The sequence below is a fragment of the Sporosarcina psychrophila genome (assembly GCF_001590685.1).
GTDB classification, from domain to species: Bacteria; Bacillota; Bacilli; order Bacillales_A; family Planococcaceae; genus Sporosarcina; species Sporosarcina psychrophila.
This window is the reverse complement of record NZ_CP014616.1, coordinates 3,387,616-3,401,377: the sequence shown is the minus strand read 5'-3', so window position 1 is coordinate 3,401,377 and position 13,762 is coordinate 3,387,616. Positions and strand designations below refer to the sequence as shown.

The following is a 13,762-nucleotide window of genomic DNA, read 5'->3' as shown; positions in this document are numbered from 1 at the left end:
CCTTACCTCATACAGGGCTAGTCGACTGATAGGTCAGGTGCGGCTTTCTGAGGTCCTTTAACAGTGACGGGATTATTACTATTCCGACCTATAGAAAAGCTTTACAGAAGGGAATGTGTTGAATGAGTGCTAGTGTTGGCGATACAGAGTTCGTATTCGGAAAGATGTCGGGTATTGCACGCTTTATATACGAAGTGATGCCTTCCTATACGGCTGCCGGTTATGTACTTTTTGCCCTCGTCTTCCTCATGTCGGCAATTGTTTATAAACTGGGATTTGCTAGAAAACTGAGGCCTTTACAGACTTTGCTGATCTATGCCTTCTTGTTTATCGGCTGTCTAATTTTGACGTTTCTTGGCTTTTTCCTCCCGATCGTGGAGGCTCTCATCGTGGCGGCTCTTATTTTAATTATCTACCGAGTGCGCAGGATGAATGAGTATAAAGAGAAAAAAGAAGACTCCATCATCTGATGGAGTCTTCTTTTTTAGAATATAAGAAAGTCACTTCTGTTGATTAACTATCTATTTGTATCAAATACTGGTGAGTAGGGCTTGGGGAAATCCATTTTCATTGGATCGTTTCCGGTTCGCTTTCGGCTGAATAATCACGACACCTTTACCGAGGGACCCTAGTGTGGCTAGAAGTGAATCCGTCACTTCTAGCCACACTTTTTTCAGTAATTCTGTTGCGAATAGTTGCCTGTCGCGTTCCTACAAAGTTCAAGTGAAAAATGTAGCTGCTTTGAAAGAAAAGAATAGATGACTTTCTATATAGAGTGTAGGTGCCCGAAGATACAATTACGGGCACTCTTGCCCGTCGTACAACGCGTTCCTTACTTACTTTTAGCAAAGATTATTCATGTAATCATGTGATGCCTTATAGAAAGTGACACTTCTTTAAAATAAAAAAGAAAGAACCATAGAGAAAGCATCAGCCGCCAAAATTGTATCTTTGGCGGCCTTTATCCAGATAAGAAGCTAGCTATTCTTTTGTCCCAAAAAGCTTCAGCACTACGTGTACTTATGCATTTGGAGCGCGACGGATGAAGGACACTCATACGATTACCGAAAAAATGTGTAGGGATGCGACGAAGTCGCATCCCTACACATTAAGATATCTCGGTACTGGTATAGGAGTTGTTCAATCCAAAGCAACTGTACTCGGGACGCCTAGTATTTGACTAAGTTATTTTGTGGTTAACTTTGGTTAATCAACACATGTGTAAGAATGTATAAGCTTTCGACACGGAACAGTGTCTAGGCTTCAGGCGCCTTACGCTTTTCTCAGAAATCTTTTTCGATTGACTGGGAACTTCGGTAGAAAATGAAATTCCCAGTCGCGATTCGTGCAATCGTTTTTTCGGCAATCCGATTATTACATTCCTGACACATATACGTATGGATAGGGCGATTCCGGAGTGTTTTTGCTAGTGGCAAATCGTCTGGAAGTTGCCCGACGTTGTCACAGATGACACATTTTACACGCATTGGAAATCCTCCTTCAGTCAACTCGGATCGCAATGACGTTGCGAATCGGATTATCATTGTTCGAACCGTCTTTGAAGACAACATGCACGGGCCCGCCCTCAAGTAGCGGCTTACCCTCGTCGCTGAATTTGAAAATGATATCATCGACTTTCGTAAGTGGGAATGAGTGACTTTCGCCGTCTGATGTTTCAAATGCTAATGTTCGTGCATTTTCGGCAGGCTCCGCGATTTTTAAAAAGTGACGCAATTGGATGCCGTATGTTCCAGTAAGGACTTTTCGTTTTTCAAACTTTTTTTCTGTTTCCAGGGTAGGCGGGAACGTTGCGCCTTCCATTATTTCACGGGACCAATGTTTCCCCATAGCTCTTTTATATTCTTCTAGTTCATCTTTTTCGATGTGACTTTCTGTAAAGTACGTTTTCAAATCAACGCGACGATCATCGAAAATCCACACGGTCGGGTCAAGTGTGATGACATGACGTACATTTCCTTTAATCGGAATTATTGTTTCCAAATGAATATCCCCCTACTTGAATTAAATTATCTTTTGTTTCTAGTATAACGCTTTGATGTCTCAAGGAAAAGCTTTTGCTTTTCGATGGCTTAGGAAACTAGAGAATTTTGTCCTATAGATAAGTTGTAACATAAAGATAATACTACCTAACATCAGTCCATAGCGACTCTGGCAATAAGAAGGGCTGAAGAGGCGGCATTTTTTGTTTGAGAAGGATATAGGTTATGTACTGTTGCTACAGGGAGTGGCGCATTTAGGCTTCGTTCATCTGTTACAAGCACTTGTATTTTTGTTTTGTAAAACGCCAAAGGGAAAACGCTTGCTTTTTCCTGTTCTGAAAGATACAATTTATTGATAATAACCATTAAGAAATAAAAGTTTGATGGGGGCGTCCTCATGGATATAGAATTGCAGGAAACGAATAAGGAAACGTATCAGGAAAAGGCATTGAAGCAACTTCAAGCTGATGCTGATAAGATTGGTCAACTTATAAAAGTACAGATGGACCATTTGACGATGCCGCAGTGCCCACTCTATGAAGAAGTGTTGGATACACAAATGTATGGCTTGTCTCGTGAAATTGACTTTGCTGTAAAGCTAGGTTTGATTGACCGTCCGAAAGGCAATGAAATTCTTTCTTTACTTGAGAAAGAAATGACAGTGTTGCATGAAGTATATACGAGAAAATAAGCCGAAAACTCAAACTGACATAATGGTTTGAGTTTTTTGTTTAATGAAAAAGAGGTAACCCTATGAAAACATATACTAAAAAGCTATTCCGCTATTTTGATTTCCCACTGTTTTTTGTCTACCTGTTACTTTGTCTGTTCGGACTTGTCATGATATACAGTTCAAGTATGGTTGTAGCGGTAGGTAGGTATGATCTTCCGGCAGATTCTTTTTATCAAAAACAGTTGTTAAATTTAAAACTTGCCATTCCCGCTTTCTTTTTGGCGGCTTTTTTTCCGTACAAGAATTATAAACGGAAAAAATTGATGATTTTTGCTGTAATAGGTATGCTATTTCTGTTGTTTCTGGTCCATTTCGTTGGTACAGGTGATCATGTTGGAGCCACTAGTTGGATAAAAACGCCTTTTGGTAATCTACAACCCTCAGAAGTTGCGAAATTGGTCTTAATTGTCTATTTTTCAGGAGTTTTTGCAAAAAAATATGAGTCTGGCACAATCGATAATATTAACCAGTCAATATTACCGCCCGTGGTCATTTTAGTATTAGCAGTGGGTTCTATTATGCTCGAGACTGATATCGGAGGCTCGTTCATTATAATCATCACAGCACTTTCGGTCCTAGCAGCAAGCGGTATTAAAAAAAGAACCTTTATGAAAATTAGCGGGATAATTTCTGTGGGTCTTGTCTTTGCTGCGCTTGTCCTTTATTTCAAATGGGAATCGATTATGACCCCAGGTAGGGCTGGCCGTATATTATCATTCCTGAACCCATTCGATTATATCCAAGGGTCTGGCTATCAGATTGCGAACGGCTATATTGCCATTGGTTCTGGAGGTTTGCAAGGGAGAGGTCTTGGTAACTCTATTCAAAAAATGGGCTACTTACCAGAGCCGCAAACAGATGTCATTATGGCGGTGATTTCAGAAGAATTAGGCCTTCTTGGTGCTATTATCGTAATAGGGGGACTCGGTTTCATCGTCTTAAGGGCTTTATCTATTGCGCTTCAGGCAAAAGATCCCCATGCGCGCATGCTTGCGGCGGGAATTGGAAGTATGATAGGAATTCAAACATTCGTTAATTTGGGTGGCCTGACGGGGTTGATACCGCTTACAGGAGTTACTTTGCCGTTTATTAGCTATGGCGGTACATCTGTTATTCTGTTATCTTTAGCTTTAGGAATATTAACGAATGTCTCAATGTTCGTAAAATATGAAAAAAACAATTAGAAAAGGAAGTGCCTTGTGATGGAACAGATTAAGAAAATTCTTGTAGCCAACCGTGGAGAAATAGCAATACGAGTTTTTCGCGCTTGTACCGAATTGAATATACCGACGGTGGGGATTTATTCAGCGGAAGATAGTGGGTCATTCCATCGTTACAAGGCAGATGAGTCTTATCTAGTCGGAGAAGGTAAGAAGCCGATTGATGCTTATCTCGATATCGAAGGGATTATCGCGATAGCGAAAGATTGTGGCGCGAACGCGATCCATCCTGGTTATGGATTTCTTGCTGAAAACACAGAATTTGCAAGGCGTTTAGAAGAAGAAGGAATTATTTTCATCGGCCCAAGTTCAAAGCAACTGGATATGTTTGGGGATAAAGTAAAAGCACGTGAGCAGGCTGTTAAAGCGGGAATTCCAGTGATTCCAGGTAGTGACGGTCCGGTTTCTACAGTCGGAGAAGTCGCAATGTTTGGCGAATCGAATGGTTATCCTGTCATCATTAAAGCATCTCTTGGTGGTGGAGGACGCGGAATGAGGATTGTGAATTCTGCGGAAGAAGTCAACGAGGCTTTTGAACGTGCGCGGTCAGAAGCGAAATCTGCATTCGGATCTGATGAAGTGTATGTCGAGAAATACATCGATAAACCAAAACATATCGAGGTACAAATACTTGGAGATACATATGGCAATGTCATTCATCTATTCGAGCGGGATTGCTCAATTCAGCGTCGCCATCAGAAAGTCGTCGAAATAGCACCCTCGATTTCACTTGAAGACGGATTACGGGAAGCAATTTGCGATGCGGCAGTAAAGGTGATGCGAAATGTTAATTATAAAAATGCGGGAACCGTAGAATTTCTCGTATCGGATGGCCGATTTTATTTCATCGAGGTAAATCCACGTATTCAAGTTGAGCATACAATTACTGAAATGGTGACGGGTATCGATATCGTCCACGCGCAAATTCATATTGCAGACGGGAAAAACCTTCACGCTACTGAAACAGGCATACCAACACAAGACAAGATTCCGTTATTCGGATATGCAATCCAATCCCGTGTGACAACGGAGGATCCATTGAATGATTTCATGCCGGATACTGGTAAATTATCGGTTTACCGATCGGGTGGAGGATTCGGTGTTCGTCTTGACGCGGGGAACGGTTTCCAAGGGGCTATCATCACGCCGTACTATGATTCATTACTTGTTAAAGTATCTACATGGGGTATGACTTTCCGTGAAGCTGCTTCCAAAATGGACAGGAATTTACAGGAATTCCGGATTCGTGGCATCAAAACAAATATCCCGTTTCTTGAGAATGTTGTGAAGCACAAAAACTTCTTAACAGGTAACTATAATACGAGTTTTATTGATTCAACACCTGAATTATTCCTGTTCCCGAACCGCAAAGACCGTGGGACGAAAATGTTGAATTATATTGGTAATGTGACTGTTAATGGATTCCCGGGAATCGGTAAACAATCTAAGCCGGTTCTACATCCTGTAAGAAAACCGATAATTGACCTTCTTACACCGCCAAAACCGGGTACAAAACAAATTTTGGATGAACGTGGTGCTGAAGGGCTTATCAAATGGATTAAAGAGCAAGACGATGTACTTTTGACAGATACAACATTCCGCGATGCACATCAATCATTGTTGGCTACACGGGTGCGTACTTCCGATATGACGTCAATTGCGGCTGAATCGGCAAGACTGATGCCTGACCTGTTTTCTTATGAAATGTGGGGCGGAGCAACATTCGATGTTGCTTATAGGTTCCTGAAAGAAGATCCTTGGGACAGGCTGTTAAAACTGCGAGAACAAATTCCAAATGTACTTTTCCAAATGCTATTCCGAGGCGCAAATGCCGTAGGTTATACAAATTATCCTGACAATGTCATCCGTGAGTTTGTTAAAAAGTCAGCGGATGCTGGGATTGATGTCTTCCGTATTTTCGACAGCTTGAACTGGATTAAAGGCATGGAAGTTGCAATTGATGCAACACGGGATGCGGGGAAAGTTGCCGAAGCGGCAATTTGTTATACAGGAGATATTCTTGACGATTCCCGAGCGAAATATACGGTTAATTATTATAAAGAGATGGCAAAAGATCTTGAATCAGCTGGAGCCCACATCCTTGCTATCAAAGATATGGCAGGTCTTTTAAAACCGGAGGCGGCTTATCGACTAGTTTCTGAATTGAAAGCAACAGTGGACATTCCAATTCACCTACATTCGCATGATACGAGTGGAAACGGTATCTATATGTATGCCAAAGCGATTGAGGCTGGCGTAGACATCGTTGACACGGCTTTAGGGTCAATGGCAGGTCTAACTTCACAACCGTCGGCAAGTTCGCTACACTACGCGCTGCAAGGCGGTAAACGCAATGTACGTGCAAACGTGAAATCACTTGAAGACTTATCGTACTACTGGGAAGATGTTCGGAAGTATTATCAGCACTTTGAAAGTGGCATGATGAGTCCGCATTCGGAAATCTATGTACATGAAATGCCTGGTGGCCAGTATTCAAACTTACAGCAACAAGCGAAAGCGGTAGGTCTAGGTGAGCGCTGGGAAGAAGTGAAGAGCATGTATTCTCGCGTTAACCTGTTATTCGGAGATGTTGTGAAAGTGACACCTTCATCGAAGGTTGTTGGCGATATGGCCTTGTTTATGGTACAGAACGAACTTGACGAAAAGTCAGTCCTTGTACGCGGAAAGTCCATCGATTTCCCGGAATCAGTTATTGAGTTTTTCGAAGGATATATCGGCCAACCATATGGTGGATTCCCAGAAGAACTACAAAAGATTATTTTAAAAGAACGCCAAGCGATTACTGTACGTCCTGGAGAACTATTGGAAGATGTCAATTTTGAAAAGCTACGGGATGAATTGAATGTGAAATTGGAACGTCCAGTTACTAGCCATGAAGTACTTTCTTATGCCCTTTATCCGAAAGTTTTCCAAGAATATTCGCAAACGAATAAGCAGTTCGGTGATGTATCTGTTATTGATACACCTGAATTCCTATATGGGATGCGTCTCGGCGAGGAAATCGAAGTAGAGATTGAAAAAGGGAAAACGTTGATTGTTAAGCTAGTGTCGATTAGCGAACCGCAATCGGATGCAACAAGAGTCATCTATTTCGAATTGAACGGACAGCCGCGTGAAGTGATTATTGAAGATATGAGTGTAGAGTCCGTCGCAGTTAGGAAACAAAAAGCGGATACCTCAAATGCTGCGCATATTGCTGCTACTATGCCGGGAACTGTTTTGAAAGTTGCAGTCTCAAAGGGAGCGAAAGTGAAAAGAGGAGAACATTTGCTCATCACAGAAGCTATGAAAATGGAGACAACGATACAAGCACCTTTCGATGGTATAGTAAAAGAAATATATGTGGCTGCAGGAGAATCGATAGCTACAGGTGATTTGCTCGTTGAACTGGAGCACTAACATAAAAACAAGAGCACTCGAATTATATTCGGGTGCTCTTGTTATTTTTGTTAATAAGTTGGGTAGACAAGTAGTAAGGACTGGCCAAGGGCTGGTCCTTACTACTCATTTTGATAGTTTACTTCTTGATACAAGTAGAATCATGTACGTTAACAAACCGAATAACAACGTGATGAATAATGAATGAAGCAAAGCAATATAAAGGTTTAGTCTAGTCAAAACAACCAACATTCCTGTTGTTGCTTGGAGTGCGACAAGTATAAATGCGATACTCCAGCCCCAATAGATGACGCGTTGATTTTTGTAATGACGAAGTGCATGGATCATGATGATTAATAACCAGACGAAAATAAATGCCGCGGCAGTACGGTGACCCATCTGAACCCACTCGAACATGTTACGCGGAAGGGCGAATGCCGCGTTCTGGCATAGTGGCCAGTCCAGGCAGGCAAGACCAGACTCTGTATGACGGACGAGTGCTCCAGTATAAACTACAAAGTAAGAGTAAACGGATACGCCTATTGTATGCCATTTCAACCGTTTACCTATTTGTAACTTATCTGCATCAAACTTTCGATCCACTTCAAATATGAGAAGGGTTAATAGAAGGACTGATGCAAAGCTTAAAAGAGAAATACCAAAATGAAGCGCGAGTATGAAATCACCTTGACCCCATAATACTTGAGCGGCACCAATCAATGCCTGTAATATAAGGAAGAATACGGCCGCGATTGCTAAGAATTTTGTTTCCCTTATATGTCCGATTGATTTCCATGACCAGACAGCTAATATGACAATCAAGATTCCCACAGACCCAGTTACCAGCCGATGTGAAAATTCAATAAGTACTTCTGCGGTAATCTCATCGGGAATAAGTTGCCCGTTACATCCTGGCCAATGTCTGCCGCAGCCCATGCCGCTATCGGTTTTTGTAACAAGCGCCCCTCCAAGTAAGATTAAAAGCATGCCTATTGTCGATGCGACTGCGAACCATTTTAAATATCTATTAGATTTCAAAAAAATGACACCTACTTTTTTATTGATGACCATTGTATAAAAGGTCCCTGCTTTTTTGATGATAACGAAAAATAAGTAAAAAGACAACGAAGATTGGCTGAAAATGCCTCAGTAATGGTCCTTTTCACAAATTGTTCATAAAGAAGACGCTTTAACTTCACAAAAGACCCATCGAAATGATTTACTATAGAGGGTGTTGAGTAATAAATGTGTCGATATTTCAAGGAATTCGGTAGAAATTTTGTATATGTATAGAAATACTACCCGAATTTCGCTATAGTTAACTGTAGCGGTTAACGCTCACAACTTTGGAAGGAGGGGTAACTTGTCAAACGGTCATACAATTTCCACACCTGTCGAATCGAATGTAGTGACGGTGTCTCTTTATAAGGACTTCCTTGCGCTCATTAAAATCGGCATTGTTAATTCGAACATGATCACAACTTTTACGGGACTATTTCTTGCTTTTCAGTTCACTGGTAAAAACTTTCTACATAATATAGATTTGCTTGTCTATGCTCTTCTCGGATCGGGATTGATAATTGCTGGATCTGCGGCACTGAACAACTTGATTGATCGTGATATTGATCCAGTCATGACGAGAACAAAGTCCAGACCAACAGTTACCGGGCGATTCAAGGCACCGGCTGTTTTGACACTTGCGCTGACTTTCATCGTAGTAGGCGAAGTGCTATTGTTTTCTGCTTCTATAGCAGCTGGTCTTTGGGGACTTGCAGGTATCTTCAGTTATGTTGTACTCTATTCGATGTGGTCGAAACGTAGGCACGTAGCTAATACAGTAGTTGGAAGTGTTTCAGGAGCAATTCCGCCTTTAATCGGATGGGCTGCGGTTGAACCAGCACTTGGTGCAGGTGCCTTAGCGTTATTCCTGATTATGTTTGTTTGGCAACCGCCGCATTTTTATGCGCTGGCGATGCGTCGGACAGACGAATACCGTGCAGCAAATATTCCAATGCTACCTGTTGTAAAAGGTTTTGCAAGAACGAAGAAATCGATGTTGGTATGGGTACTGTTTTTATTTCCATTGCCGTTTCTACTTACTGAGCTAGGGGTAGGCTTCTTAGTACTTGCGAGCGCATTGAATATAGGGTGGCTGTATTTAGCACTTAAAGGATTTAAAGCGAAAGATGATATTAAATGGGCAACGGGTATGTTCATCTATTCATTGAATTACATGACAATCCTTTTTGTGGCCATGATTATCTTCTCGATATTCATCTAACATATTGGAATTCTTTCTTTGCATAGGAATTCATATAAAGAGGTCAGCAGTCCTCACAAGAAGAAAAACATTTTTTTAGAAAGAGAGGTATCATTAAGCGATGATGAAAGGACTCAAAAAGTGGCGTCTTTTTTCTTTATTAGCAGCTCTTACCGTGTTTCTAGCGGGATGTGGTCAGGAAGGGCTATCCACACTTCTTCCGGCTGGTCAAGTCGGGAAAGATCAATTCAAATTGCTGATGTTATCATCAGGAATCATGTTACTGGTTATTCTAGTAGTAGTGATTATTTATGTAGTTGCAATTGTTCGTTTCAGACGCTCGAAACTGGGTGAGGACTTTGTTCCTAAAGAAGTTGAAGGAAGCCATACATTAGAACTTGTATGGACGATTATTCCTGTTCTCCTTGTTTTACTTCTAGCGGTCCCTACAGTTTATTACACATATAAACTAAGCGATGTCAGTGCGATGAATGAAGTCAATGAGGATGGCGAGTCAGAAAATCTGGTCGTAGATGTTACGGCTAAGTTATACTGGTGGGAATTTGAATATCCTAATCTCGGAATTGTTACAGCGCAAGAACTTGTTGTACCAACTGGAGAAAAAGTATATTTCAACCTCCTTGCGGCAGATGTTAAGCACTCCTTCTGGATTCCGGCAATCGGAGGAAAACTCGATACAAACGTTGAAAACGTAAACAAATTTTATTTAACGTTTGATAAAGAATCGAAAGACGTGCAAGACGGAGTGTTTTACGGGAAGTGTGCGGAGCTTTGTGGTCCATCACACGCACTTATGGATTTCAAAGTAAAATCATTACCGCGTGCTGAATTCGACAAATGGGTTACAGCAATGCAAGCAACTGGTGAAGAAACAACAGATGTTGCTGCAGCTGGTCAAGGTGAAGAATTATTCCAACAAAGCTGTATTATGTGTCATGCGACATCTGCAGTCGGTGAAGGCGGAGCGGTTGGACCAAACCTAGCGTCATTTGGTGACCGTAATCGTGTTGCTGGCTTTAAGGATCATGATCAAGAAAATTTGGTTGAGTGGATTTCAGACACTCAGAAACAAAAGCCAGGAAACTTGATGCCGTCATTCGGTAAACAACTTTCTGACGAGGAAATAAATTCAATTGCTGAGTACCTCATGGGACTTTCAGTAGAAAAATAACTATTAACGTGAATTTGAAGAGGAGGTAAACAAATTGAGTTCAGTTGCTCAAAAAAGAGGTTTTGGCGCAACGCTATGGGATTGGCTTACAACAGTTGACCATAAGAAGATCGGTATCCTTTATCTCCTAGGTGGAGGATTCTTCTTCATAGTCGGCGGTATAGAAGCAATGATCATTCGTTTGCAACTTTTAACGCCAAACAACGATCTCGTCAGTGCGGGAATATTTAACCAAATTATTACGATGCACGGAACGACGATGATCTTCTTGGCGGCCATGCCTATATTAATTGGATTTATGAACGCCATTATGCCACTCCAAATTGGAGCGCGTGATGTAGCATTCCCATTTCTTAACTCACTAGGTTTTTGGATGTTCTTCTTCGGTGGAGTATTCCTAAACGTATCATGGTTCTTTGGTCAAGTTCCTGATGCAGGTTGGACATCTTACGCATCGCTTGCAATGGCATCTGAAGGACATGGTGTTGATTTTTATGCAATAGGACTTCAAATAGCCGGTGGTGGTACGTTATTAGGGGGGATTAACTTCCTTGTAACGATTATCAATATGCGTGCACCAGGGATGACGTATATGCGTATGCCATTATTCACATGGACTACGTTCGTTGCGTCAGCTATGATTCTGTTCGCATTCCCACCACTTACAGTAGGACTTTTCCTTCTGACATTTGAAAGAATGTTTGGTGCTAACTTCTTCGATCCTGTGATGGGTGGTAATACCATTATATGGGAGCATATATTCTGGATATTTGGTCACCCTGAAGTATATATTCTGATTTTACCGGCATTCGGTATTTTCTCGGAGATCTTTACAATTTTCTCTCGAAAAAGACTATTTGGTTATTCAGCGATGGTATTTGCTACCGTCCTTATTGGATTCCTAGGCTTCATGGTTTGGGCTCACCATATGTTTACAGTTGGTCTTGGGCCAACAGCAAACGCGATCTTCTCTGTAGCGACAATGGCTATTGCCATACCTACTGGGGTTAAGATATTTAACTGGTTGCTAACCATATGGGGCGGAAGTATTAAAGTAACAACACCAATGCTTTGGGCGCTGAGCTTCATCCCAACGTTTGTTATGGGTGGAGTTACGGGTGTTATGCTAGGTACTGCACCACTTGATTACCAATTGCATGACACATACTTTGTTGTTGCTCACTTCCACTATGTAATCGTTGGTGGTACTGTATTCGGTATACTTGCGGGTACTCATCTATATTGGCCGAAGATGTTCGGTACAATGCTAAATGAAACACTTGGTAAAGTAACATTTTGGTTCTTCTTCCTCGGTTTCCATTTAACATTCCTAATTCAACACTGGTTAGGTTTCTGGGGAATGCCGCGTCGTGTATTTACATACATGAATGGTCAAGGTTGGAACTCAGCAAACTTAATTAGTTCTGTAGGTGCACTATTAATGGCTATTGGGATTACGATTATGGTTTATAACATTATCGTAACTTCAATTAAAAACGTACGTGTAGCAAATGACCCTTGGGGTGACGGGCGTACGCTAGAATGGGCGATTGAATCTCCACCGCCATTCTATAACTTTGCGCAGACTCCACTTGTACGTGGTCTTGATACAGTGTACATCGAAAAAATGGAAGGTAATCTGTCGGGAATTACTCCGGCTGAACCTGTTCAAGATATCCATATGCCGAACGGTTCTTTCATTCCATTCATGTTAAGTTTAGGTCTGTTCATTGCAGGATTTGGAGCAATGTTCCGTACTGAGGAATCATGGGGAATGGCAGTTCTAGTAATTGGTCTTATATGGACTTTCGCTTCTATGGCAATGCGTTCATTGAAAGACGATCTTGGCTTCTATGTTAAGAAAGAAGACATCTTAAGAGATATGAAACGTAAAGGGGGACAAAAATAATGGATTTGAATAAAAAATTCACCCCTGAGACGTGGCCTGATCATCCGGAAAAAGCAACGTTAGAGGCAAAGAATAAATTTGTTGGATTCTGGCTGTTCCTTGGCGGAGAGACAATCTTGTTCGCAACGCTTTTTGCGACCTATCTTGCTTTAAAGAACAAAGGACCAAGTGGATTTGAATTTTCGACACAAGGGCTTTTTGAATTACCGCTTGTCTTCGTCATGACGTTGCTTTTATTAACTTCATCTTTGACGAGTGTATACGCGATGTATCATTTGAAAAACTACGATTTCAAGAAAATGCAGCTATGGCTTGTCATTACTGCATTCCTTGGGCTTGGTTTCCTTGCGCTCGAAGTGTATGAGTTTGTACACTATATACATTTAGGCTTTACATTTGATAACAGTGCATTTAGTTCTGCATTCTATACGCTTGTTGGTACGCACGGTTTCCACGTAGCGATCGGACTTGTCTGGCTTACGCTACTCATCTTCCGTAACTCCAAGCGCGGATTGAACTTGTATAACGCGCCTAAGTACTATACATTCTCGTTATACTGGCACTTTATCGATGTTGTTTGGGTATTCATCTTCACTGTAGTCTACTTGATGGGAGTGATAGGTTAATATGTCTGACGTTCAAGTTTATAAAAAGTCACCAGCTGAATTTAACTTAGGTCAAAGACGCGCACGTAAGTCAATGCGCGGTCAGATTATGATGTTCTCGCTTATGATTTTCTTAACGATTATGTCATTTTCAATGGTTATGGCTTATCAAGCTGACGTAGCTGGATTTTCTAAGTATTTGATTATCCCAACGCTTCTGCTTTTTGCAGCTGTGCAAGTTGGCTTACAGTTGTATTACTTCATGCACATGAATGAAAAAGGACATGGTATTCCACAAATGTTCATGTATACGGGAGCCATTTTTGGATTCATTGTTGTGTTAACGTTTGTAGCAATTGTTTGGTGGTAATATCAATAGACAAGAAAGCCTATGGAAGATTTTATTCTCCATAGGCTTTTTCTTTTTTTAAAAGCTTAGAAAGT

At 41.3% G+C, this 13,762-nt stretch carries 12 protein-coding genes; 9 read left to right on the top strand and 3 right to left on the bottom strand.

Annotated elements, in window-relative coordinates; translation table 11 throughout:
• The first annotated feature begins 122 nt into the window (after nt 1–122).
• On the top strand, nt 123–470 hold the full coding sequence (locus tag AZE41_RS16250; protein WP_067211573.1) for a YlaH-like family protein: 348 nt from the start codon (nt 123–125) through the stop codon (nt 468–470).
• An 813-nt stretch (nt 471–1,283) separates the two neighbouring features.
• Here AZE41_RS16250 and AZE41_RS16245 read toward each other — a convergent pair.
• Both AZE41_RS16245 and AZE41_RS16240 read right to left on the bottom strand, forming a co-directional pair.
• On the bottom strand, nt 1,284–1,487 hold the full coding sequence (locus AZE41_RS16245; RefSeq protein WP_067211571.1) for a YlaI family protein: 204 nt from the start codon (nt 1,485–1,487) through the stop codon (nt 1,284–1,286).
• Nucleotides 1,488–1,500: 13 nt separating this feature from the next.
• Nucleotides 1,501–2,001: a molybdopterin-binding protein gene (locus AZE41_RS16240; protein WP_067211568.1), complete on the bottom strand. Its 501-nt coding sequence runs from the start codon at nt 1,999–2,001 to the stop codon at nt 1,501–1,503.
• 396 nt (nt 2,002–2,397) lie between these two features.
• Between AZE41_RS16240 and AZE41_RS16235 the strand changes: the two genes are divergently transcribed.
• The 3 genes from AZE41_RS16235 to pyc all read left to right on the top strand — a co-directional run bounded on the left by AZE41_RS16235 (nt 2,398) and on the right by pyc (nt 7,373).
• Nucleotides 2,398–2,691, top strand: coding sequence for an Fpa/YlaN family protein (locus AZE41_RS16235; protein WP_067211564.1), 294 nt, complete (start codon nt 2,398–2,400; stop codon nt 2,689–2,691).
• Nucleotides 2,692–2,753: 62 nt separating this feature from the next.
• Nucleotides 2,754–3,917 carry an FtsW/RodA/SpoVE family cell cycle protein gene (locus tag AZE41_RS16230; RefSeq protein WP_067211561.1) on the top strand — a complete coding sequence of 388 codons (1,164 nt, stop codon included), beginning with the start codon at nt 2,754–2,756 and terminating at the stop codon, nt 3,915–3,917.
• Nucleotides 3,918–3,935: 18 nt separating this feature from the next.
• Nucleotides 3,936–7,373, top strand: coding sequence for a pyruvate carboxylase (gene pyc, locus AZE41_RS16225; protein ID WP_067211559.1), 3,438 nt, complete (start codon nt 3,936–3,938; stop codon nt 7,371–7,373).
• Between the two features lie 105 nt (nt 7,374–7,478).
• On the opposite strand, the gene AZE41_RS16220 is transcribed toward pyc, so the two are convergent.
• The gene (locus AZE41_RS16220) at nt 7,479–8,390 is read right to left on the bottom strand and encodes a COX15/CtaA family protein (RefSeq protein ID WP_067214026.1); all 912 of its coding nucleotides are present in this window, start codon (nt 8,388–8,390) and stop codon (nt 7,479–7,481) included.
• Nucleotides 8,391–8,715: 325 nt separating this feature from the next.
• Between AZE41_RS16220 and cyoE the strand changes: the two genes are divergently transcribed.
• The 5 genes from cyoE (at nt 8,716) to AZE41_RS16195 (ending at nt 13,688) form a co-directional block, all read left to right on the top strand.
• Nucleotides 8,716–9,633, top strand: coding sequence for a heme o synthase (cyoE, locus tag AZE41_RS16215; RefSeq protein WP_067211558.1), 918 nt, complete (start codon nt 8,716–8,718; stop codon nt 9,631–9,633).
• A gap of 100 nt (nt 9,634–9,733) precedes the next feature.
• The gene (gene coxB, locus AZE41_RS16210; RefSeq protein WP_067211556.1) at nt 9,734–10,804 is read left to right on the top strand and encodes a cytochrome c oxidase subunit II; all 1,071 of its coding nucleotides are present in this window, start codon (nt 9,734–9,736) and stop codon (nt 10,802–10,804) included.
• Between the two features lie 34 nt (nt 10,805–10,838).
• The gene (gene ctaD, locus AZE41_RS16205) at nt 10,839–12,713 is read left to right on the top strand and encodes a cytochrome c oxidase subunit I (RefSeq protein WP_067211554.1); all 1,875 of its coding nucleotides are present in this window, start codon (nt 10,839–10,841) and stop codon (nt 12,711–12,713) included.
• Nucleotides 12,713–13,339, top strand: coding sequence for a cytochrome c oxidase subunit 3 (locus tag AZE41_RS16200; protein ID WP_067211552.1), 627 nt, complete (start codon nt 12,713–12,715; stop codon nt 13,337–13,339). Before ctaD ends, AZE41_RS16200 begins: the two co-directional genes overlap by 1 nt.
• Before the next feature lies 1 nt (nt 13,340).
• Nucleotides 13,341–13,688, top strand: coding sequence for a cytochrome C oxidase subunit IV family protein (locus tag AZE41_RS16195; RefSeq protein WP_067211550.1), 348 nt, complete (start codon nt 13,341–13,343; stop codon nt 13,686–13,688).
• The last annotated feature ends 74 nt before the right edge of the window (nt 13,689–13,762 follow it).

Excerpts from the sequence above, each read along its gene's own strand:
- AZE41_RS16250 (WP_067211573.1), top strand. The coding sequence starts at position 123 with ATGAGTGCTAGTGTTGGCGATACAGAGTTCGTATTCGGAAAGATGTCG.
- AZE41_RS16245 (WP_067211571.1), bottom strand. The coding sequence starts at position 1,487 with ATGCGTGTAAAATGTGTCATCTGTGACAACGTCGGGCAACTTCCAGAC.
- AZE41_RS16235 (WP_067211564.1), top strand. The coding sequence starts at position 2,398 with ATGGATATAGAATTGCAGGAAACGAATAAGGAAACGTATCAGGAAAAG.
- AZE41_RS16230 (WP_067211561.1), top strand. The coding sequence starts at position 2,754 with ATGAAAACATATACTAAAAAGCTATTCCGCTATTTTGATTTCCCACTG.
- pyc (WP_067211559.1), top strand. The coding sequence starts at position 3,936 with ATGGAACAGATTAAGAAAATTCTTGTAGCCAACCGTGGAGAAATAGCA.
- coxB (WP_067211556.1), top strand. The coding sequence starts at position 9,734 with ATGATGAAAGGACTCAAAAAGTGGCGTCTTTTTTCTTTATTAGCAGCT.
- AZE41_RS16200 (WP_067211552.1), top strand. The coding sequence starts at position 12,713 with ATGGATTTGAATAAAAAATTCACCCCTGAGACGTGGCCTGATCATCCG.
- AZE41_RS16195 (WP_067211550.1), top strand. The coding sequence starts at position 13,341 with ATGTCTGACGTTCAAGTTTATAAAAAGTCACCAGCTGAATTTAACTTA.